Annotated in this window: 20 protein-coding genes; 6 read left to right on the top strand and 14 right to left on the bottom strand. The window is 62.8% G+C overall.

The annotated features are described in order from the left end of the window. Positions 1-44: 44 nt before the first annotated feature. A complete protein-coding gene (gene rsmG, locus ACOYNB_RS00480) occupies positions 45-815 on the bottom strand; it encodes a 16S rRNA (guanine(527)-N(7))-methyltransferase RsmG (RefSeq protein ID WP_422837152.1) in 771 nt (256 codons plus the stop codon). Positions 816-835: 20 nt separating this feature from the next. Continuing rightward, positions 836-2902, bottom strand: a complete 2067-nt coding sequence (gene mnmG / locus ACOYNB_RS00475; protein WP_422837151.1) for a tRNA uridine-5-carboxymethylaminomethyl(34) synthesis enzyme MnmG — start codon at positions 2900-2902, stop codon at positions 836-838. A 129-nt stretch (positions 2903-3031) separates the two neighbouring features. Here mnmG and ACOYNB_RS00470 point away from each other — a divergent pair, with 129 nt between their 5' ends. Further along, complete coding sequence (locus ACOYNB_RS00470; RefSeq protein ID WP_422837150.1) at positions 3032-3283, top strand: YkgJ family cysteine cluster protein; 252 nt, start codon at positions 3032-3034, stop codon at positions 3281-3283. Between the two features lie 30 nt (positions 3284-3313). On the opposite strand, the gene ACOYNB_RS00465 is transcribed toward ACOYNB_RS00470, so the two are convergent. Beyond that, the gene (locus ACOYNB_RS00465) at positions 3314-3715 is read right to left on the bottom strand and encodes a YchJ family protein (RefSeq protein ID WP_422837438.1); all 402 of its coding nucleotides are present in this window, start codon (positions 3713-3715) and stop codon (positions 3314-3316) included. A gap of 41 nt (positions 3716-3756) precedes the next feature. Beyond that, positions 3757-4734: a hypothetical protein gene (locus ACOYNB_RS00460; protein WP_422837149.1), complete on the bottom strand. Its 978-nt coding sequence runs from the start codon at positions 4732-4734 to the stop codon at positions 3757-3759. Positions 4735-5016: 282 nt separating this feature from the next. Between ACOYNB_RS00460 and ACOYNB_RS00455 the strand changes: the two genes are divergently transcribed. Beyond that, positions 5017-5511, top strand: a complete 495-nt coding sequence (locus ACOYNB_RS00455; protein WP_422837148.1) for an RNA recognition motif domain-containing protein — start codon at positions 5017-5019, stop codon at positions 5509-5511. Positions 5512-5715: 204 nt separating this feature from the next. Then, positions 5716-6144 carry a hypothetical protein gene (locus ACOYNB_RS00450; protein WP_422837147.1) on the top strand — a complete coding sequence of 143 codons (429 nt, stop codon included), beginning with the start codon at positions 5716-5718 and terminating at the stop codon, positions 6142-6144. Between the two features lie 4 nt (positions 6145-6148). Here the strand turns inward: ACOYNB_RS00450 and ACOYNB_RS00445 are convergent, their stop codons facing one another. The 4 genes from ACOYNB_RS00445 to ACOYNB_RS00430 are packed head-to-tail and all read right to left on the bottom strand — an operon-like array spanning position 6149 to position 9160. Continuing rightward, the gene (locus tag ACOYNB_RS00445) at positions 6149-6952 is read right to left on the bottom strand and encodes an SDR family oxidoreductase (RefSeq protein WP_422837146.1); all 804 of its coding nucleotides are present in this window, start codon (positions 6950-6952) and stop codon (positions 6149-6151) included. 2 nt (positions 6953-6954) lie between these two features. After that, positions 6955-7578 carry an LPS export ABC transporter periplasmic protein LptC gene (gene lptC / locus ACOYNB_RS00440; RefSeq protein WP_422837145.1) on the bottom strand — a complete coding sequence of 208 codons (624 nt, stop codon included), beginning with the start codon at positions 7576-7578 and terminating at the stop codon, positions 6955-6957. Continuing rightward, positions 7575-8162: a KdsC family phosphatase gene (locus tag ACOYNB_RS00435; RefSeq protein ID WP_422837144.1), complete on the bottom strand. Its 588-nt coding sequence runs from the start codon at positions 8160-8162 to the stop codon at positions 7575-7577. The genes lptC and ACOYNB_RS00435 overlap by 4 nt, the downstream gene beginning before the upstream one ends. Beyond that, positions 8162-9160, bottom strand: coding sequence for a KpsF/GutQ family sugar-phosphate isomerase (locus ACOYNB_RS00430; protein WP_422837142.1), 999 nt, complete (start codon positions 9158-9160; stop codon positions 8162-8164). The genes ACOYNB_RS00435 and ACOYNB_RS00430 overlap by 1 nt, the downstream gene beginning before the upstream one ends. An 88-nt stretch (positions 9161-9248) precedes the next feature. Between ACOYNB_RS00430 and ACOYNB_RS00425 the strand changes: the two genes are divergently transcribed. Both ACOYNB_RS00425 and ACOYNB_RS00420 read left to right on the top strand, forming a co-directional pair. Further along, positions 9249-11264, top strand: a complete 2016-nt coding sequence (locus ACOYNB_RS00425) for a cation:proton antiporter (protein ID WP_422837141.1) — start codon at positions 9249-9251, stop codon at positions 11262-11264. Positions 11265-11374: 110 nt separating this feature from the next. After that, complete coding sequence (locus tag ACOYNB_RS00420; protein WP_422837140.1) at positions 11375-15466, top strand: response regulator; 4092 nt, start codon at positions 11375-11377, stop codon at positions 15464-15466. Here the strand turns inward: ACOYNB_RS00420 and ACOYNB_RS00415 are convergent. The 3 genes from ACOYNB_RS00415 to mnmE form a co-directional block, all read right to left on the bottom strand. Continuing rightward, a complete protein-coding gene (locus tag ACOYNB_RS00415; RefSeq protein ID WP_422837139.1) occupies positions 15454-16518 on the bottom strand; it encodes an HD domain-containing phosphohydrolase in 1065 nt (354 codons plus the stop codon). The genes ACOYNB_RS00420 and ACOYNB_RS00415 overlap by 13 nt on opposite strands. A gap of 9 nt (positions 16519-16527) precedes the next feature. After that, positions 16528-16995 (bottom strand): cyclic nucleotide-binding domain-containing protein, encoded by a 468-nt coding sequence (locus ACOYNB_RS00410; protein WP_422837138.1) that lies wholly within the window; start codon positions 16993-16995, stop codon positions 16528-16530. Positions 16996-17147: 152 nt separating this feature from the next. Continuing rightward, positions 17148-18578: a tRNA uridine-5-carboxymethylaminomethyl(34) synthesis GTPase MnmE gene (gene mnmE, locus ACOYNB_RS00405; protein ID WP_422837137.1), complete on the bottom strand. Its 1431-nt coding sequence runs from the start codon at positions 18576-18578 to the stop codon at positions 17148-17150. 99 nt (positions 18579-18677) lie between these two features. Here mnmE and ACOYNB_RS00400 point away from each other — a divergent pair, with 99 nt between their 5' ends. Further along, on the top strand, positions 18678-19130 hold the full coding sequence (locus tag ACOYNB_RS00400) for a PEP-CTERM sorting domain-containing protein (protein WP_422837136.1): 453 nt from the start codon (positions 18678-18680) through the stop codon (positions 19128-19130). Between the two features lie 69 nt (positions 19131-19199). Here the strand turns inward: ACOYNB_RS00400 and yidC are convergent, their stop codons facing one another. The 3 genes from yidC to ACOYNB_RS00385 are packed head-to-tail and all read right to left on the bottom strand — an operon-like array spanning position 19200 to position 21711. Then, on the bottom strand, positions 19200-20876 hold the full coding sequence (gene yidC, locus ACOYNB_RS00395; protein ID WP_422837135.1) for a membrane protein insertase YidC: 1677 nt from the start codon (positions 20874-20876) through the stop codon (positions 19200-19202). Next, positions 20873-21199 (bottom strand): membrane protein insertion efficiency factor YidD, encoded by a 327-nt coding sequence (gene yidD, locus ACOYNB_RS00390; RefSeq protein ID WP_422837134.1) that lies wholly within the window; start codon positions 21197-21199, stop codon positions 20873-20875. Before yidD ends, yidC begins: the two co-directional genes overlap by 4 nt. Then, on the bottom strand, positions 21196-21711 hold the full coding sequence (locus ACOYNB_RS00385) for a ribonuclease P protein component (protein WP_422837133.1): 516 nt from the start codon (positions 21709-21711) through the stop codon (positions 21196-21198). Before ACOYNB_RS00385 ends, yidD begins: the two co-directional genes overlap by 4 nt. Between the last annotated feature and the right edge of the window lie 53 nt (positions 21712-21764).

Raw genomic sequence — 21764 nt, 5'->3', positions numbered from 1 at the left:
CTCACCTACCCTGTCGTACGTTCACATCCTGCCGTCGCCCACCTTCAGCGCATCCACACCAGACAACGCTCGGCATCCAAATTCGGCACCTGCAATTGTTCCACGTGAAACACGTTCACATCCGCCGGCAAAGCGTCTCTCTCTTCCAGCGGATCCTTGCCCTTCATGGCCATCCAGACGGCGCTCTCGGCCCGCAGCGAGCGGGTCAAGGTCACGAAGTCAACCAGTGACGCAAACGCCCGCGAGGTAATCAGGTCGAATTGCCCCTTGAGTTGCTCCACCCGTGCGTGCTCGGCCCGCAGATTGGGCAAACGCAGTTCAGCCGCCACCTGACGTATGAAAGCGGCCTTCTTGCCCACGGTGTCAACACAGGTCACCTGCACACCTGGATAGCAAATGGCCAGGATGACACCCGGCAAACCACCCCCACTGCCCACATCCAGCAGGCGCGCAGGCGGTGTCCGATCCAGCAAGCCGCGCTCGGTCAGGTGCTGTTTCAGGGGTGCCAACACCGTCAGGCAGTCGGTCAGGTGGTGGGTCAGCATGTCCTGCGCATCACGCAGGGCAGTCAGGTTGTAGGTGCTGTTCCAGTGCGCGAGCATGACCATGTAGTCTGCCAATTGCGCCTGCTGCGCCTCGGACAAGACCAGGTTGAGACTCGCCAGCACCGGCGGCAATGCCGCCAGCCACTGCTCCCGCGACCAACTCACGGGTGGGCGACTGGGCACGGCGCGCGCCACGGAAGGCACAACCTGGGGTGCTGGCTTGAAATTCTGGGGGCGCATCCCCGCCCCGTTCTTTTTGAATGACATCATGAAACCTTGAACGGGTGAGATCAAACTTCTGGCGAGGCCTCAGTGGAGTCCTGCACGAACCCCTTGAAGCGACCCTTCTTGAGGTGAATGAGCAGCAAGGAAATGGCCGCGGGCGTGATGCCCGAAATGCGCGAGGCCTGACCCAATGTTTCCGGCTTGTGCTTACTCAACTTCTGGCGCGCCTCGAAACTCAAAGCCGACACCTGCATGTAATCCAGCTCGGCCGGCAACTTCAGGTTCTCATAATAGGCGGCACGGCTGACCTCGTCATTCTGCTTGTCGATGTAGCCCGCGTACTTGATGCTGATCTCCACCTGCTCGATGACGGCATCAGCCAGGGTCTCACCCATCTCTTGCCGCAGCGTGCCGCGATCAACTGTTTCACGTGAAACAACGCCTTCCGTGGCAGCCGTCTTGCCCGCATCCGCCCACAGCTTGGCCTGGCGCACAGCAGCAATCTCAGCCACTTCATTGACCTTGTCATAACTCACGCCGGGACGACGCAACAGGTCACCCAAGTTGTATTCGCGCTCCAAGGCCTTGCCCAACAAACGCTCAGCCTCGGCGGCAGGCAAAGTGGCGGGACGCACCCACGTCGACTTCAGTCGCTCTGTTTCACGTGAAACAGCGTCGCGCTTGCGGTTGAAGGCGCCCCAGCGCACATCGTCCACCAAACCCAACTCGCGCCCGATCTCCGTCAGTCGCATGTCGGCATTGTCCTCGCGCAGTTGCAAACGGAACTCGGCGCGGCTGGTGAACATGCGGTACGGTTCGGTCACGCCCTTGGTGATGAGGTCATCCACCAGCACACCCAGGTAAGCCTGGTCACGACGTGGCACCCAGCCCTCGCGCCCTTGGGCCTGCAGCGCCGCATTCAAGCCTGCAAACAAACCTTGTGCGGCGGCCTCTTCGTAACCGGTCGTGCCATTGATCTGCCCGGCAAAAAACAGCCCCTGGATGGCTTTGGTCTCGAAGGTGGACTTCAGCTCGCGAGGATCGAAGTAGTCGTACTCGATGGCATACCCCGGACGCAGAATGTAGGCATTCTCCAGACCCGGCATCGTACGCAAGGCATTCAACTGGATATCGAACGGCAAGGACGTGCTGATGCCATTCGGGTAGAACTCGTTGGTCGTCAGGCCTTCGGGCTCCAGGAAGATCTGGTGCGAATCCTTGTCGGCAAACCGATTGATCTTGTCCTCGATGGATGGGCAATAACGTGGCCCTACCCCTTCGATCACCCCGGTGAACATGGGGCTGCGGTCAAAGCCGGAGCGGATGATGTCGTGGGTTTGTTGATTCGTGTGGGTGATCCAGCAAGGCAACTGACGGGGGTGCTGGGTGTAAGAGCCCAGGAAGCTGAACACCGGCACATCGGGCGTGGCCTCCGCCGATGCGCCCCACTGCCCCACCAAGCCGACCCCATCGCCCGGCTGCTCGCTCAATTTGCTGAAGTCGATGCTGCGCCCGTCAATGCGCGGCGGGGTACCTGTCTTCAGGCGGCCTTGCGGCAGGCGCAACTCCTTGAGTCGGGCCGACAGCGACACCGCGGGTGGGTCCCCTGCACGACCCGCGCTGTAGTTATTCAGGCCCACGTGGATGCGGCCGTCCAGGAAGGTCCCGGCGGTCAGCACCACGGTGCGGGCCCGAAAACGGATGCCCACCTGCGTCACGGCACCCACCACGCGATCGCCCTCGACCATCAGGTCATCGACCGCCTGTTGGAAGAGCCACAGATTGGACTGGTTCTCCAGGCGCTGGCGGATCGCGGCCTTGTACAGGATACGGTCGGCCTGCGCACGGGTAGCTCGCACGGCCGGCCCCTTGCTGGAATTGAGGATGCGGAACTGGATGCCGCCCTCGTCGGTGGCCTGCGCCATGGCTCCGCCCAGCGCATCGACCTCCTTGACCAGATGCCCCTTGCCAATGCCACCGATGGACGGGTTGCAACTCATCTGCCCCAAGGTCTCAATGTTGTGACTCAGCAGCAGGGTTGCACAGCCCATGCGGGCAGCCGCCAACGCGGCCTCGGTACCGGCGTGGCCACCGCCGACCACGATCACATCAAATTCTTGGGGGTAAAGCATGGGCAAAGCCTCTGGAAAACTGCCTCATTTTTGGGCAACCTTCCATTGTACCGAGGCAGGGGCGTCTCGGGGACCCCAAGGGGATCCACCCCACAGACAAAACCCCGTCGACTGCACGACAATCACGCCATGGATTGCCGCCCCAGGTGCGCCGCCTGCTGCACCGCTCCTTCGATCAGTTCCCCCATGCCGGGCTTGCCTCACGGCAAGCCGGCGGGCATGCCCTGCCCCCATCTGGATGACGCGCTGCGCTGTCGCTTGTTCGGTCACCCGGAACGCCCCGCCGTGTGCGGGTCTCTACAACCCTCGGAAGAGATGTGCGGCAACAGCCGAGAGCAGGCCATGCGCTGGCTGGGTGCGCTGGAAGCGGCCACCCGCTGATCCGTGCCACGGTACCTCAGGTGGCAGCCCTTACTCCTGGGCACGCACGTAATACCAACGCCCGCCTTCCCGCACAAATAGGCTGACCTCGTGCAGCCGCCAGGCGCGCCCCCCTAACTTGCTGCGAGCCACAAACTCGACCATGCCGGCATCCGTGGCGGTCATCTCGGCCCGTTTGACGGACAGACCCAGCCACTTCAAGCCGGCTTCCGGGGGCTCGATCTCGGCCGGGCGGGTATCGGGGTGCCAGGTGGCGAGCAGGTAGGGACGCAGATCGCGCACAAAGGCGCTGTAGCGTGAACGCATGAGCGCCTCAGGCGTGGGCGCCTGCAGCGCCAGCGGCCCCTCGTGATAACGCCCGCAACACGCGGTGTAGGCCTGCCCCGATCCGCAGGGGCAAAGATCTGTCGAAGAAACCGGCGGTTTACCCATCTGTCTGTGGCCCGGGCCACACTCCTGTGTCATCCAAGCCCTCATCGTAGCGAGTCTTCGTCCGACGCCGCGCGTTGCAGGGTCAGATAGATCTCGCACACACCGCGCAGGTACACCAAGGTTGGCAACACCAGCGCGATGGCAAAGACCACGCCGCCGCCCACAGTGGCGGCAGAAATGTATTGAAGGACTTCGGGCGCCACATGACTGGGATCGCGCACCTGGATGCCTTGACCGATCAAGCCGCCCATCAAGGCCTCGGGGGGAATGTCGACCCCCAACACCAACACCGATGCCTCGGCCATCACCCGCCCTCCAATCACGACCAGCAGACTGCTCACGGCCCCCACCAGGCCGGTCACCAAGCTCAGCCCCCCGGACAGTACCGCAGCCTGCAACAAGTGGGTGCGAATCATGCTGGCCACCGTGAAAATGGCCTCCACCGCCGAAGCACCCGCCCACACCGTCGGGCCCGTCAACGGTGCCACCACCACAGCAACTGCCATGAGAAACAGGCTGATGCACACCACCGTGAGGGGCACCACCAGTGTGAACAACCACGGTCCGATCTTGGGCAGACTGCTCAGCCAATACAAGCCGAGCAGCCCCCCCGCGAGCAGCACACCCACCACGACCGCGCACAGCAGGGTCAGCAACACACGATGCCCGATACCCAAGGCATCCTCCATCGCATCGACCACATCCCGCGCAGGCCGTGCCAGCGCCCGATCCATCAGCAGCAAGCCCGCCGCATTCACGCCATAGAAGGCCACAAACAAGGCCGCCGCCCCCTGCCCGATGGCCCAGACCAAATCATCCCGTGCCAGCGAAGCCTGCGCACACGCCATGGCCAGCCCCGCCCCACAAAAAGTGGCCAGCAATACGTACAGTGCGCGCCCATCGCGCACGGCCTCGATGCTCGCCAGCACACGGATCAACGCCCGCCACCAATCAAATGGCACCACTGGATTGAGAAACTCAATCCCTGCCTCTCGCTCATGTCTTTCAGAGTCAGCCATCACACCCCTGTCAAAGCGGTTTTGGGAGCCGATTGAGAGCCGAACCGGCAAATATCAATCGATCATAGGGGCTAGCCCCAATAAAAATCTGAGGGTTCGCGGCAACATTTCGCCCGGCGGGTTGACACAGTCTTAAAAATAAGGGTTGAAAACGCTGGATGAATATGCTGGCTTCACCCATAATGGTTTTGTCTGTGTCTGGTAGCGGCACCGTCGTTGGAATGGGTCCGGATGGGTTGAAGCTCCACATGGTTACTTTGTTACTTTGAAAGGGGCTCTCTCGTGGGCAACAAACTTTATGTGGGCAATCTGGCCTACAGCGTGCGTGATCAGGAACTCAACGACGCTTTCTCCCAGTTCGGTACCGTGGCCTCTGCCAAGGTCATGATGGATCGTGAAACCGGCCGCTCCAAGGGCTTCGGTTTCGTGGAAATGAGCTCCGATGCAGAAGCTCAAGCTGCGATCAACGGCCTGAACGGTCAACCCGTTGCCGGTCGTGCCATCGTTGTGAACGAAGCTCGTCCTCGTGAAGAGCGTCCTGCTGGCTTCCGCAGCCCCTACGGCGGTGGCAACAGTGGTGGCGGCTTCGGCGGCGGCCGTCGTGAAGGTGGCTTCGGCGGTGGCCGCAGCGAAGGCGGCTACGGCGGCGACCGTGGTAACGGCGGTGGCTACGGCGGTGGCCGTGGTAACGGCGGCGGCTACGGCGGTGGCCGTGGTGGCAACGGCGGCGGTTACGGCGGTGGCCGTGGCGGCAATGACGGTGGCTACGGCTACTGATCGTTTGTGATGGTTTGAGCGCCGTATCCCCGCGTCGCGCTCCCATCATCAGCAGGAAAGGCGATACCTCTGGTGTCGCCTTTTTTCATGGCTGCTGCGTTAAAGACTCAGAGACATCCTGACACACAGCTTGTCTCAGACGCCCTAATATGGGGCGCGTGATCATGCGCAGGGCATGGTCATCTTTTGCAGGACCACACAAGCATGTCTCTTTCAGCCGCTTCCTTCCTGACCCGCATGGGCTTGGCGCTGGCCGCCGCCACGACGTTGATGGCAGGGACCGCACAGGCCACCACCAATGTGGGCGTCAGTGTCAGCGTGAACCAACCCGGCTTTTACGGCCGTGTTGACATTGGTGACACGCAACCTGTGCTGGTGTACCCCCAACCGGTGATCATTCGCCAGCAGCCTTACGGCATGCAGCAACGCCCCATCTACCTGCGTGTGCCCCCCGGGCACTCCAAGAATTGGGCACGCTACTGCAACCACTACAACGCCTGCGGTCAGCCGGTGTACTTCGTGCGGGACATGCCGCCCCCTGCAGGCCGCTACGATGAGCATCGCCACGGTGGCTGGGAAGATGACCGTCGTGGCCCTCCCGGTCATGGACACGGCCACGGCGGCCGTCACTGATGGCTCAGGGGTCGCTGCGGCGCCGCTTTTTGCGATGCTGCTGCGCCCCCACGATGCGGTCAAACAGACCGCGTGGCAGCCAGCGCATGATGCTGGCGACCACGCCCATCTGCCACGGGATGACCTGCCAGCGTACCCCTCGCGCAATGGCCTCGAACGCCTGATCCGCAAACTCGGCCGCGTCCATCAAAAAGGGCATGGGGTAGTCGTTCTCGCGCGTCAAGGGCGTGTCGATGTAGCCCGGTGCCAAGGTCACCACCTTGACGCCATGGGCCTGCAACTCGCCACGCAAGGTTTCGCACAGTTGCACGACGGCGCCTTTGGCCGCGCAATAACCGGCATGCCCCGGCAAGCCACGGACCGAGGCCACACTGGCGATCCCCACCAGACAGCCTGAGCGCCGCTGCTTCATGGGGTCCATGAAGGGTTGAAAGGTCGCCGCCAGCCCCAGCACATTGGTGTCCAGCAGGTCCTTGAGCACGGCCAGATCTTCCTGGTAGCTCAAATCGATGCCAACACTGATGCCCGCATTGGCCACCACCACATCCGGCACGCCTTGCTGCAGCAGGCAGGCCTGCGCGGCGGCCTGGATCTGCGCCAGGTCACGGACATCGGCCTCGTAAACTACCCATTGCGAGGCGGGCCAGCCCTGCTGTGTGCACCATTGCTGCAGCAACTGGCCCCGACGGGCGACCAGCGCCAACCGCCAGCCCGCCTGGGCATAACGCGCGGCCAAGGCCTGGCCAATGCCGCTGGAGGCCCCGGTGATGAACAACAGGGGGGCGGTCTGCCCGCTTGGAGACGACATGCTCAGCGGGTGGGCGCGTCGTACTGGCCGACCACACGCCCCTGCAGGAGTGCCACGCCGCTGTTCTGGTCGTAGCGCAAACCTTGCGCGCGCACCACGCTGTGGTCTTGCTCCATCTTGACCGGGGTGCTGGAACTCACCACGCGGGCACAGGTGTCGATGCGCAACCCTTCCCCGCTGAAGTGAGCCGGGCCGGCGTCACGGCGCAAACCGCTGCCGGGCTCTGAGTAGGACACCGCCTTGGCGCGGACCTGGCCCCGCAGCGTCACCACTTCGGCGCGCTGGTCGGCCTCGCCTTCGCGCGCCTGGGCGTGCAGGCTCTGGCCTTTGGCATCGCGGGCTGCCAGGGTCAATTCGTCTACCAGCAAGCGCTCGGTGGCAGGGAAATGTCGGATGCGGTCGCCATCGAGCACCGCTTCCAGGCGTCCTTGCGGGTCCACCCGAACGATGCGGGCACGGTGCAACTCGTAGTCGGGCGCCGATGCGGCCGGCTTGGCCCCGCTGGCGCCCCCCTCACGCGGCGACGACTGCACCAACCACCAGGTGAAGCCAGCCAGGGCTGCCGCGCCCAAGACCGGCAGCGCGGCCTGCGCGCGCTCCAGCACCAACCACCAGCGCGCGTTCACCGCGTGGCTCCTGCCGCCGTGGTGTCCAGCGTCTGCAAATGGCCTTGCAACAGCGCTTCATAGCGACCGGTGGCCCACAGCAGCAGGTCACAGCACTCGCGTGCGGCACCTTGCCCGCCGCGCAACGCGCTGACGTGATGGGCCACGGCCTTGACTTCGGCATGGGCGTTGGCGGGCGCCACGGCCAGCCCTGCACGCACCAGCAAGGGCAAATCGGGCCAGTCGTCCCCCATCACCGCCATCTCGGCCCACGACACGCCCAACTGGGCCATGAGGGGTTCGGCGGCCGCGAGCTTGTCGTGCGCACCAAAGACAGCATGGGTCACGCCCAGGTCCTTCAAGCGGCGACGCACAGAGGGCGAATCCCGCCCGGTGATCACGATGGGGGTGATGCCCCCCTGCGCCAACAATTTGAGGCCATGACCATCCAGCGCATGAAAGGCCTTCAGGGTCTCACCCGCTTCGCTGATGAACAGCGTGCCATCGGTGAGCACCCCATCCACATCAAAGATGGCCGCGCGGATCGTGCTGCCCAGTTGTTTCAGGCTGGACGGGAAGGTCAGGGTGGGAACGAGGAGGCGCATCAGATCACCTTGGCACGCATCAGATCATTGGTGTTGACGGCCCCGACCAGGATGCCCTGTGCATCGGTCACCAGCAGGGTGTTGATGCGATGGGCTTCCATGATCGACACGGCCTCGGCGGCCAGCACGTCATCGCGAATGGTACGCGGCGATGGGGTCATCAGCTCGCGGGCCGTCAAGGCGCGCAGGTCCACGCCCGCTTCGATCTTGCGACGCAGGTCACCATCGGTGAACACGCCGGCCAACTGGCCGGACGCCTCCACCACGGCCGTGGCGCCCAGGCCCTTGGCGCTCATTTCGCGCATGACGTCGCCAAAGCTGGCCTCGGGGGCCACACGCGGCACGGCCTCTCCTGCCCGCATCACGTCACGCAGGTGGGTCAGCAATTTGCGGCCGAGGGCACCACCGGGGTGCGAGCGGGCAAAGTCTTCGGCCTTGAAGCCGCGCAACTCCAGCAGCACCACGGCCAGGGCATCGCCCAGCGCCATTTGCACGGTGGTGCTGGCCGTGGGGGCCAGGTTGAGCGGGCAGGCTTCCTGGTCCACGGCGCTGTCGAGCACGACATCGGCATGGCGGGCCAGCGACGAGGCGGGCTTGCCGGTCATGGCCAGCAAGGTCACGCCTTGGCGCTTGAGCACGGGCAGCAAGGCCGTGAGCTCTTCGCTCTCGCCGGAATTGGAGATGGCCAGCACCACATCGCCCGGTTGCACCATGCCCAAGTCACCGTGATGCGCTTCGGCAGGGTGCACGAACATGGCAGGGGTGCCGGTGGATGCCAGCGTGGCCGTGATCTTGCGGCCCACGTGGCCACTCTTGCCCATGCCCATCACCACCACCCGACCGCGGCAGGCCAGCATGGCCCGCACAGCCTGTGTGAAGGATGCGCCGGCATCACCCAGCAAACGCTCGTTCAGCCCTTGAATGGCACGCGCTTCAATGTCGAGGGCCTGACGGGCCAGCGCCACGGTGGTAGCTTGGGAAGAGGGAGTGACTGACATGAGAAACCAAGTAATCAAGGCATGGAATGGGTTTTTGAAACAAGTGCCCTGCCATGCCGGGTAGGATCAGGGGGATTCTAGGGACAACATGGCCACTACGCTCGACCTGACGCTGCTTTACTTGTTCGCCGCTGTGATCGGTGTGGTGTTGTGCCGCCTCATGAAGCTCCCACCGATGCTGGGTTATCTGGCCGTGGGCGTGGTGATTGGCCCCAATGCCTTGGCGCTGGCCAAGGACTCGGCCGGCGTGCGTTACCTGGCCGAATTCGGCGTGGTGTTCCTGATGTTCGTGATTGGCCTGGAATTCAACCTGCCCAAGCTGCGCAGCATGAAGTCGCTGGTGTTCGGATTGGGGCTCAGTCAGGTCGGGCTCACCATCGCGGCCACCGTGGTGGGGCATCTGGCGCTGGCTGGAGGCTTGGTCTACCTGGGCCATGACGGCGGATTGCTGGGCTGGAACATCAACTGGCAAGGTGCCGTCGCGCTGGGTGGCGCATTGGCCATGAGCTCCACCGCCATCGTGGTGAAGATGATGGCCGACCGGCTGGAGCTGGAAAGCGAGCATGGCCGCCGCGTGATGGGCATCTTGCTGTTTCAGGATCTGGCCGTGGTGCCACTGCTGGTGCTGATCCCCGCCTTGGGTGACTCGGCCTCGGAGCTGACCCGCACGTTGGGTCTCGCTGCCTTGAAGGCCGGTGCCTTGCTGACCGTGCTGCTGGCCGGTGGCCAGAAAGTGATGCATTGGTGGCTGACCCTGGTGGCCCGCCGCAAGAGCGACGAGCTCTTCATGCTCAACCTGTTGCTGGTGACGCTCGGGCTGGCCTGGCTGACCGAGCACTTCGGGCTGTCGCTGGCGTTGGGCGCCTTCGTGGCCGGCATGCTGATTGCCGAGACCGAATACAAGCACCAGGTGGAAACCGACATCCGGCCATTCCACGACGTGCTGCTGGGCCTGTTCTTCATCACCATCGGCATGAAGCTCGACTGGCACAGCCTGATCGACAGCTGGGCGCTGGTGCTGCTGCTGAGCACCCTGCCCGTCTTGTTCAAACTGGGCTTGGTCACGTCCCTGGCCAAGGGCTTCGGGGCCACCACGGGCGTGGCCTTGCGCACCGGCCTGTACCTGGCGCAGGCCGGTGAATTCGGCTTCGTGCTACTGTCATTGGCCACCGAACAGCACCTGATCCCCCAGCATGTGGAGAGCCCCTTGCTGGCGGCCATGGTGATGTCCATGCTGATCACACCACTGATCATCCAGTACAGCGACCGCATCGTGATGCGGGTATCGTCCACCGACTGGCTGATGCAATCGCTGGCCATGACCAAGATCGCGTCCAAGGCCATCAACACCGATCGCCACGTGCTGATTTGCGGTTACGGCCGATGCGGCCAGAACCTGGCCCGCCTTCTGGAGCAGGAAGGCATCCCCTACATGGCGCTGGACCTGGATCCGGACCGGGTGCACCAGGCCGCCATCGCCGGACAGAACGTGGTGTTTGGCGATGCCACCCGCCTGCAAAGCCTGGTTGCGGCGGGCTTGTCGCGTGCGTCGGCCCTGGTCATCACCTACCCGGACACCGCCTCGGCCAAAAAGATCCTGCGCCTGGTGCGCGAGCACGCGCCCACCGTGCCGGTGGCCGTGCGCACGATTGACGATGCCCGCCTGGACGCCCTGCAAGCCGCCGGGGCCACCGTCGTGGTGCCCGAGGCCATTGAAGGCTCGCTGATGCTGGCCTCGCAAACGCTGGCACTGGTGGGCATTCCCATCCGCCGGGTGATCCGCCTGGTGCAAGACCAGCGGGTGGCGCGCTACGGCTTGTTGCGTGGTTACTTCCACGGCGCTGATGACGACAACGAAGACGAAGGCGAGCTGCAACGTCTGGCCTCCATCACCCTGTCGACCGATGCCGTGTGTGTGGGCACCTCCCTGAGCGATTGCCTGGACACCAAACTCCCCGAGGTCACCTTGGTCTCGCTGCGCTGCGCCAACGGCCGGGTGCTGCAGCCCGACGCCGACCGCATACTGGAAGCGGGTGACACGCTGGTGCTGTCCGGCCGCCCACGCGACCTGACCCGTGCCGAGCGTTTGCTGCTCAAGGGTTGAGCCGTGAGATGACTCACCGGCTGGGAATCACCCGGCTGGCTTATCCTGCGCCGAACAGGCACACTCTTCACCAAAGTCTGTCGCAGGCTTTGCAGGAGGAGTGATACCGCATGGTCGAGGCGCCCGAAGAGCCCCACGCTTTCCACCACACCCGGCCCCATGTGCTGCCCCAACTTCAAGTGGGCTACTGGTGGCTGGTGGTTGGCCTATGGACCTTGCTGATCGGGTTGGGTACGGCTTGGCTGATTGATCACGATCTGCGTGACACACGTGCCGAGCAACTCAACCTGGCCGAACAACGCCTCAACACACTGCATAACGCACTGACCCTGAGCTTTCAGCAACTGGGGGCCTTGCCCAAAGCCCTGTCGCGTCAGGCCACCATCTCCCGCTACCTGCAAGACACCCACATTGCCGACAGTGCGCAACTCACGCCGGGCCAGCGTACGGCTGTACGCGACACCGCCACCCGCCAGCAAGCGGTGCGCACCATGAGCCAGCTGCTGCAGGACACCACGCAGGACTTCCAGCTCAGCCATCTGTTTTTGCTCGACCGCTATGGCACCACCGTCGCCGACAGCAGCTATGAGGCCGTGCACAACGCCATCGGCACCAATTTTCGGACGCGCCAGTACTACACCGATGCCCTGCTTCATCCAGAAGGCCTGGCTCACCAGTTTGCGGTCGGCAAGCTGACACGCACCCCCTCCTTCTTTTTCTCGGCACGATTGGGCGAGGCCAGTCAGCCTGAAGGGGTGATCGTGGTGGTGCAAGAGTCCCATGCGTTTCAGCATCTGTTTGACGACGCCAAGCATCGCCTGTTCGTCACCGATGGTCGGGGCGTGGTCCTGATGGGCAATCGACCCGGCGACCTGCTTCAACGCATCCCCATGACCACCGCGGCACCGCCTGACGAAGCCACCGCCGAACGGGTGTACCAACGCATGCCTCAAATGCTCCCCTGGCAACACGACCGGCTGGAACGCGGCGAGCGACAAGCCGATTTCGTCGTGGACGAGACCGGGCAGCCCTATCTGGCCCTGTCCAAATCCATCAACTGGGGAGACCTCACGCTTTGGGCCATGGTGCCCCGCGAAGCCGAAGGCGCCCTCATCCTCAAGTGGAGCACCGGGGGGGGCCTGTTGCTCATCAGTGGTTACTGGTTGTTGAGCGCCCTGCTACAGCGTCAGCGCCGCCTGAAACAAGTCACACATGCGCAGCAGAGCCTGTCACAAATGGCCCATGCCTTGCCACTGACCGTGTTTTGCTGGGAACAGCCGCCTCACGGGCCCGGGCGTTTCAGCTTCATTGGCGAACAGGTGGAAGCCACCTTGGGCTACACCAGCGAACAACTGGCACACCATCCGACTCAGATCTGGGAAATGATGGGCAAAGGGCAATGCCTGCCCCCCACCACCATGACCGACTTCCTGCTGCGAAGTCCCAAACTCGACAAGCCCGTCTGGATCCGATGTGAAAGCCGCCTGAGCGAGCGCCGTGACGGCACGCGCATCTACAACGGCTACTGGTCTGATATCAGCACCATCAAACAAGTCGAGGCGCGCACCCAGGCCGTGTTCCAGCACGCCCCGCTGGCTTTCCTTTTCTACACCCTCGACCACGGCATCGTGCGTTGCAACCCGGAAGCCGTTCGCTTGTTTGGCTGCGCCAACGAGTCCGATTTGATGGGCTTGATGCCTTACCTGCCACCCTTGTCCCCCGTAGACAACTCGGTCGAACGCATCAACGAAGTGGTCGCTCACATTCGTCAGATGGGCCAAACCATGCGGGCGGAGACCGTCACATGGCGACACACTCGTCTGGACGGTACCCCTTTCGATGCCGAAGTGGTGGTGCTGCCCTTCGAGCATGAAGGCCGTGTGCAGTACTGCGCCATCGTGCAGGACATCACCGCACGCAACCAAGCTGCCGAGGCGCTGCAACAAGCCCGCAAGGAAGCAGAGGCCGCCACCAAAACCAAGAGCCAGTTCCTGGCCAACATGTCCCATGAAATCCGCACGCCCATGAACGCCATCATGGGCATGACGCACCTGGCCCTGCTCGATGACTTGCCCGCCAAGGCACGCAACTACATCGAAAAAGCACACCGCGCGGCCAGCAACCTGCTCGACATCCTCAATGACGTGCTCGATGTGTCCAAGATCGAGTCCGGCAAACTGGAGCTGGAATACACCGACTTCCAGCTTGAAAGCGTTGTCCACAACATGGCCGACGTCCTGGGCATGCGCGCCGAAGAAAAGGGGCTGGAATTGCTGTTTGCGGCGCCCCCCGATCTGCCGACGGCCCTGATCGGTGACCCCATCCGACTCGGCCAAATCCTCATCAACCTGGGGACCAACGCCATCAAGTTCACGGCCCAAGGCGAAGTGGTGATCGGGTGTGAAGTGCAACAGCGTCAAGCCGATGCCGTCGTGCTGCACTTCTGGGTACAGGACAGCGGCATCGGCATGCCACCGGAGCAAATTGACCGACTGTTCCAACCCTTTACTCAGCTCGACAGCTCGACCACACGCCAATACGGCGGCACCGGTTTGGGCCTGACCATTTCGCGCCAACTGGTCGAGATGATGAACGGGCGCATCTGGGTCAACAGTGCCCCGGGCAAAGGCTCGACCTTCCACTTCACGGCCCGCTTCGGACTGCAAGACCAAGCCGTTCCTCGTCGAGCCTTGCTGGCGAGCGAATTGCAAGGCAAGCGTCTGCTGCTGGTCGACGACAACGCCTGCGCCCGCGATGTATTGGGGCACATGGCCGCTCGCTTGGGTTTGCACGTCGACGTGTGCGACAGCGGCGAACAAGCCCTGGCCAAGATGCAAGAAGCTGCTCAGTCCGGCGTCCACCATGACGTGCTGTTGACCGACTGGCAGATGCCCGACATGGATGGCATCACCTTTGCCCGTCAGGCCTTGGCGCTACCACCCGAGCGTCGCCCCTGTGTGCTGCTGGTCACCGCCTTCTCACGAGACGAGGCCCTCAAGGCCGCCGATGGGGTGGACTTCGCCGGCATCCTTCACAAACCGGTCACACCGTCCACCTTGCTGGACAGCCTCACACGTGCCTTGGGCCACACCACTCAGATCGACGACACCCCACGCGCCGGCAACCGGGTCCTGCTCCATGCCCAACGTCAACTGGCCGGGGCGCGCGTACTCCTGGTTGAAGACCAACCCGTCAATCAGGAACTGGCCTGTGATCTGCTGCAGCGCGCCGGCCTGACCGTCATCACGGCAGCCAATGGTCAGGAAGCGCTGGAAAAACTTGAAACCGCCGGCCCCTTCGACGGCGTGCTCATGGACTGCCAAATGCCCGTGATGGACGGCTACACCGCCACCGAACGCATTCGCGCACGCACCGAGTGGCAAACCTTGCCCGTGATCGCCATGACCGCCAGCGCCCTGGCATCCGACCGTGAGCGGGTGCTGCAGGCTGGCATGAACGACCACATCACCAAGCCGCTGGACCTGGGTCAGATGTTCACCATCATGGCCAGGTGGATCCAGCCGGCCCATCCGGTGGCGATGCAACCAGAACCGGGCACCGAAACGGCTGCACTCGCCCAACTTCAGTCCATCGACACCGTGGACGGCTTGGAGCGCTGCATGGGCAATGTCGAGTTGTATCGACGTCTGCTGCGGGGCTTTGCCCGCACCCAGCAAGACTTTGCAACCCGCATTCAGGCCGATGGTCATGACCTGGAAGCGGCCGTGCAACACACCCACACGCTCAAGGGTCTGGCGGGCAACATCGGTGCCAAATCCCTTTATGAAGCAGCCAGCACCCTGGAACACGTGTTGCTGACCGCTGCACAGTCCACCGAACAAGGCAGCACCACGGCACCGCCCGATTCCGCGCCCCTGGACACCGCACTGGCCCACACCCTGGACACCCTGCAACAGGTGATCGCCGACATTGCCAGCCTGAACACCCCGTCTGCCACCTCCGCCGAAACATCGCCCATGTCCCTGCAAGACGAGCGTCTGCAAGGCCACTGGCAACGCCTGCATCACCTCATTGAGGACAACGACGCCCACGCACGCGAACTGCTCGTCGAACTGCTGGAAACCTGGCCTGCACTGGGTCGACACAGTGACATCGTCAAGCTCAACCAGGCACTTGGCCTGTATGACTTTGACGCTGCGATGCGCTACCTGTCAGGGATCACCGGTCATCAGACCGGATGATCCACCATGGATCCGCGCTCGTCGGCATACAAGGCAATGATGCGCAGGATCTCGTGGCGCTGGGCCAGGAAGGCATCGATCAACGCTGGATCAAACGCCTTACCCCGCTCCTCCACCATCATGGCAATCGCCTGCTCGGCCGGGAAAGGCTCTTTGTAGGGACGGCGACTGACCAAGGCATCGAACACATCTGCGATCGCCACGATGCGCCCCGGCAGCGGGATTTGCTCCCCTTGCAAGCCCTGCGGATAGCCTTGTCCATCCCATCGCTCATGGTGCGTCAGGGCGATCGTGCGGGCCATCGACAACAACTCGTTGTCATGCTTGCCAATGATCTCGGCGCCAATCTGAGGATGCTGGCGCACCACTTTCATCTCATCCGGTGTCAAAGGACCCGGCTTGAGCAAAATGCTGTCCGGAATACCGATCTTGCCCACATCGTGCATGGGAGCAGTCTGGAACAAGAGCTGCACCGCTTCGGGCCCCAAGCCCGCTTCCTGCGCCACCAGTCTGGTCACGTGCGCCATGCGCACCACATGGTTGCCCGTGGCGTTGTCCTTGTATTCGGCCGCCCGCCCCAAACGTCGGATCAGTTGCTGACGCGACGCCACCAGCTCTCCGGTGCGCTGCGCCACCATGCGCTCGAGTTCGCGCGACTGGTCATACAAGGCCAGATGGGTACGCACCCGTGCCTGCACCAGCGCCGGGCTGATGGGCTTGGTGATGTAGTCCACCGCGCCCAGTGACAGCCCCAGACTTTCGTCTTCGACCGTGCTCATGGCCGTCACAAAAATGATGGGAATGCGGCGGCGATCCGGGTTGGACTTGATCCGCTGGCAGACCTCATGCCCGCTGATGTCGGGCATCATGATGTCGAGCAGGATCAGATCTGGTGGCTCGTCGGAATAAACAATCTTCAGAGCTTTTTCACCAGAAGTTGCAACCTTGATCCGGTACTCGCTGCTCAGGATGTGAGACAGCAGTTCGATGTTCTGGGGCGAATCATCGGCAACCAGAATGGTCGGGCGACGGGGACCGAGCGCAGCGGACATGGGACCTCGTCAAGCCGCAGGAATTTGGCGGCTCATGTTGGCGCGCATCCGGATGGCCATCACGGCACCAGCGGCCTTCAACACCTCCACGGCCACCACGGGCACGCGGGCACACAGCTCTTCAAAACGGGGCAAACGCAAGGCATAGATCACACACGGGGTCATGGCCTCGACATTGGCGGTACGTTGCCCATCGCTGAACAAGCCCGGCTCACCGCACATGGCCCCCGGACGCAAGATGGCGATCCGCGAAGCCCCGGGCGCAGCACCCGTGACGAACACCTGCAGAGAGCCCTGCCCCAAAAAGTACACCGTGCGGTCACGGTCGCCTTGCTTGACCAGCAGATCGCCCGAACGCAACTCATGACGTGTCAGGTACTGGCAGAAGGTCCGCCATTGCTGAGGGTCCAGGCGAGGACGGAAGGAATCCTCCGTGTTGAGGGTTTGAATCGCCTGAATCAGTTCCGTCGAATCCATCGTCGCCTCGTTTATCAAGAACCCGTGCAGTGATGCGCACAAGTTACTTAATTTAAACGATCATGGCTCAACGGTGAATGAGTAGTCGCCGCACTGTCCTCGATTTGCCTGGAACAAGGGGGTAATCGAGGGAACCTTTTGCAAGAAACCGACTATTTCCCGATGCAAAAGCGCGTGAAGATCTCGCCCAGCAGGTCGTCCGCCGAAAACGCGCCAGTGATCGTGCCCAGCGCGTTGTGCGCCAGACGCAGTTCTTCTGCCAGCAAATCCAGCGCCCCATCGCTCAAGGCCGCATGCGCCTGCGCCATCTCCAGATGCTCACGGGCCATCCGCAAGGCCTGCACATGCCGCTGACGGGCAATGAACACCCCTTCTGGCGCCGCCTGCCAGCCGGCCATCTCCAGCAAGGTGTGCCGCAAGGCTTGCAAGCCCTCGCCGGTCTTGGCCGACAAGGCCAGCACCGGCCCGGCGGGCAACACCCCGGCCTGCACGGCGGGTGACAAGCTGCTGGCATCCGCCTTGTTGAAAACATGCACCACCGGCACGCCATCAGGCAACTTGGCCGCGATGTCAGCATCGGCCTGGGCATAGGCCACGTGGTCCACGCGGGTCAGGTCGTGCAGAAACAGCACGGCATCGGCCTGGCCAATGGCCTCCCAGCTGCGCGCCATGCCAATGCGCTCGACTTCGTCGGACGCCTCGTGATCGGCCCGCAAACCTGCTGTGTCGATCACGTGCAAGGGCACACCTTCGATCTGGATGGTTTCGCTGACCTTGTCGCGCGTGGTGCCCGCGATGGGCGTGACGATGGCCAGTTCGGCCCCAGCCAGGGCATTGAGCAAGGAACTCTTGCCCGCGTTGGGCTGCCCGGCCAACACCACCTGCAAGCCCTCACGCAGCAAAGCCCCCTGACGGGCCTGACGCAACACCCCGTCCAGCGTCTCCGCCACCCGGTTGAGCTTGCCGCGGGCATCGGCCTTTTCAAGGAAGTCGATTTCTTCTTCGGGAAAGTCGAGCGTGGCTTCGACCAGCATGCGCAGGTTGATCAGCTTGTCGCGCAAGGCATCGATTTCCTGACTGAACGCCCCGCCGAGCGAACGACTGGCCGACCGCGCAGCCGCCTCGGTGCTGGCATCGATCAAGTCGGCAATCGCCTCGGCCTGCGCCAGGTCGATCTTGTCGTTCAAAAACGCCCGCTGGGTGAACTCACCCGGCTCGGCCAAACGCAGGCCGGGCAGCACAGCCTGGTCGGTCACAGGATCTTTGGTGGCAGCCGCTTCCAGGCAACGTGCCAGCAACAACTGCATCACCACCGGGCCGCCGTGACCTTGCAACTCCAGGACATCTTCGCCGGTGTAGCTGTGCGGCGCAGGAAAGTAAAGCGCCAGCCCATGGTCAATGGCTTCCCCTTTGGCATCCTTGAACGGACCATAGGTGGCGACGCGTGGTTGCAAAGTGCGACCACACAGCGCCTGAGCCAAAGGCATCAAGCCTTTACCAGACACTCGCACGATGCCAACGGCCCCTCGGCCGGACGCGGTTGCAACCGCAACGATGGGAGTATGACGATCGAGCCAGGACATGGCCGCAATTCTACCGATGCCCCCAAGATCGGGGTGTTCACGCATCAGACACACGATCATCGTTAAACTGATCGCAAATCATCATCTCAGGGACTCTTCATGCGCCAGCTTCTGCTTGTGGCCTTGACCGTGCTCGCTTCGGCTCACGCTGCAGCGCAAAGCAGTGAGGGCGTGCTGCCAGCCCCCGCACCATTTGACTTCAGCCTGATCCCCGATCAGCCCGCCTTCATCTCGTGCGATGGCCCCAGCAACGCACAGTTCGGTGCAGACATCCTGTACAGCTGCACGGGCAATCTCCTCATCCGGGATGGCTACCTCACTGCCAGCAACAACCTGACCCTCGAAGCCAGCGGCACCCTGTCCTTGTCGACCGTGGCACTGCAGGCCCTCAACATCGTGGTCCTTGCCAGCAGCCTGAACCTCAACGACCGGGTCATCATGCAGACCAGCAACCTGAGCGCCACCACCCCCGTACCGGAACCCGCGAGTTGGGCCTTGATGGGCACGGGCCTGCTGGCCACCTGCTGCGCTCGCCGCCGTCAGCGCGCATAAAAAAACCGCCCTCTTGAGGAGGGCGGTTTTGATTTGGGCACCTCGTTTCCAAGGTGCAGTTCACACAGCTTACTGAGTCACACCCAGTTGCTTGTTGATGAACCACTGCTGGGCAATCGACAGGATGTTGTTCGTCAGCCAGTACAACACCAGGCCAGCCGGGAAGAAGAAGAACATCACCGAGAACAGCAGGGGCATGATCCACATCATCTTGGCCTGAACCGGATCCGGTGGCGTCGGGTTCAACCAGGTCTGCAACAGCGTCGACAAGGTCATCAGCGCGGGCAACACATAGAACGGATCCTTGACCGACAAGTCCACAATCCAGCCAATCCAGGGTGCGTTGCGGATTTCCACCGACGACGACAACACCGAGTACAGCGCAATGAACACCGGAATCTGGATCAGGATGGGCAGACAGCCACCGATCGGATTGACCTTCTCCTCGCGGTAGATCTTCAGCATTTCCTGCTGCATCTGCTGCGGGTTGTCCTTCATGTTTTCACGCAACTGCTGAATGCGAGGATTCAGGGCCTTCATCTTGGCCATCGAGCGGTAAGCGCTGGCGTTCAACCAGTAGAACGCCGCCTTCAACAGCACCACCAGCGCCACGATCGCCCAACCCCAGTTGCCGATGGCACCGTGCAACTTGTCGAGCAGCCAGAACAGCGGGGCCGCCATGATGTGCGTCCAGCCGTAGTCCTTGGTGTACTCCAAACCGGGCGCCAGGGCCTTCAGCTTGTTTTCTTCCTGAGGGCCGACAAACAGGGTCGACTCGAAAGACTTGGACTGGCCGGCACCGATGTCGCCCAGACCGAACAGCATACCGGTTGCATACAGGTTGGTGGCCAGCTTCTTGCCGTAGAACTCGCGCTGAACCGAGTCGTTTTGCAACCAAGCCGAGGCGAAGTGGTGCTGCACCATGGCCACCCAGCCGTTGTCATCGGCCTTCTCGAACTCGACCTTGCCTTCGGCCAGCTTGTCAAAATCCAGCTTCTGGTACTTGCCCTTGGCGTTGTAAACGGCCATGCCGGTGTACGCCACCGGACCCCCCATGAAGGAGGCCGGGTTGCTGTTGGCTTCGGCGGTGGTGCCGTCGCGGGTCAGTTGCAAGTACAAAGTTGGACGAATGGCCGAACCAGAGGCGTTCACCACATCCTGCTTCACCGCGATGGCGTAATCCCCGCGCTTGAAGGTGTAAGTCTTGACCAGCTTGATGCCATTGACCGGCGCAGATTCCAGCGTCAGGACCAGAGACTCGGCACCGGGTGCCAATTCGCGGTCCTTGCTCACCACCACAAACGGCGTGGTGTGATTGGGCAGGGTCTGCCCTGCTGCGCTGCCGATCAGGCCGGTTTCCGCCACATAGGTGTGGGTGGCCGTCTTGTCGAGCACGACCATGTTCTGGTCAGCCTGTTGGGACTTGTGCTTGAGCAGTTCGACCTTCACCAGACTACCGCCGTCGGAATCGACCGTGGCCTTGACCACATCGGTCGTGACAGTGATCAGCTCATGCGGTACTGCCGGCGCAGAGGCCGACAAGGCCACAGCGGGTGCAGCCGCCTGAGCGGCCACCGGCGCCGAAGGGACCCCGGTGACGCTGGCCGCCGAAGCCGGAGCCTCTGCCACGGTCGGAGCTGGAGCAAACAGAGATGCTTGACCGGTGTGACGCAGCCAGCCATCCCACAACATCAGCAGTGAGACGGCAAATACCGACCACAGCAGGGTGCGACGCAGATCATTCATGAGCGAGGTGAATCCGACGAAGGGTTACAAAAACGGGACAACAGGCCCGGCGCCTGATCGGGCACCGGATCATGGCCACCTGCGCAGGCAGGGTGGCAACGCAACAAGCGACGGCCCGCCAGATAGGATCCGGCAACCGGCCCGTGACGCTCCAGCGCTTGCAGCGCATATTGAGAACAAGTAGGGGTGAACCGACACGCCGACCCCAGCCAGGGGCTGAGGAAAAAACGGTATCCGCGCACCACCCCGATCAGCACGGCGTTAACCGCAGCACACAGCCACGATGACAGCGCACGCCAGACTGACCGAGCAGCCGACATCATGCCTGACCTCTGCTCAGACGGGACCAGAGTTCATCAAGTTCCGCGCGAACGGCTGCATTCAATGCTTCGGAAGCGGCGCTGGGGAACAATTGACGGTCAAAAGGGGCACGCAAACGCACGACCCAGCCTTCCACCTCTGCGGTGAAACGGCCTTTGGCCCACACCTGCGGTGCGTGCCGACGCAAAGCCTCACGGCTCTGGTGTCGAATCAGGGAACGGGTCACCGAGCGGCGTGCCTGCTTTTTAGGCAGCACCAAGCCCAGGCGCCAGCCACGTGGACCTGCGCCAGGCACCTCAACGGTGCAGTCATCCACACACACAGGCTCGACCAGTGCGTCAGATGTTGACAACTTTGGGGCTTGCGCCTCAGAGACGCCGTCGGAACCCGGCACGGGCACCGCATTCTCTTGCGGACGCCACAGCGCATGCAAGACAAAATGCGTCGTGCGCGAAACCGGACGTGAGCCCAACGCCCTGTGGAAATCGGCTGATTTCAGACTAGGGGGACGCACGGTAAAAAATGGAGATCAAGTCGTGACAAAGCCGGGCATAGACCCGGCCTTGT

The sequence above is a fragment of the Aquabacterium sp. genome, from assembly GCF_049317225.1.
GTDB lineage: Bacteria > Pseudomonadota > Gammaproteobacteria > Burkholderiales > Burkholderiaceae_C > Aquabacterium.
The sequence above is the reverse complement of the archived record's forward strand: the minus strand, read 5'-3'. Positions and strand labels throughout refer to the sequence as shown.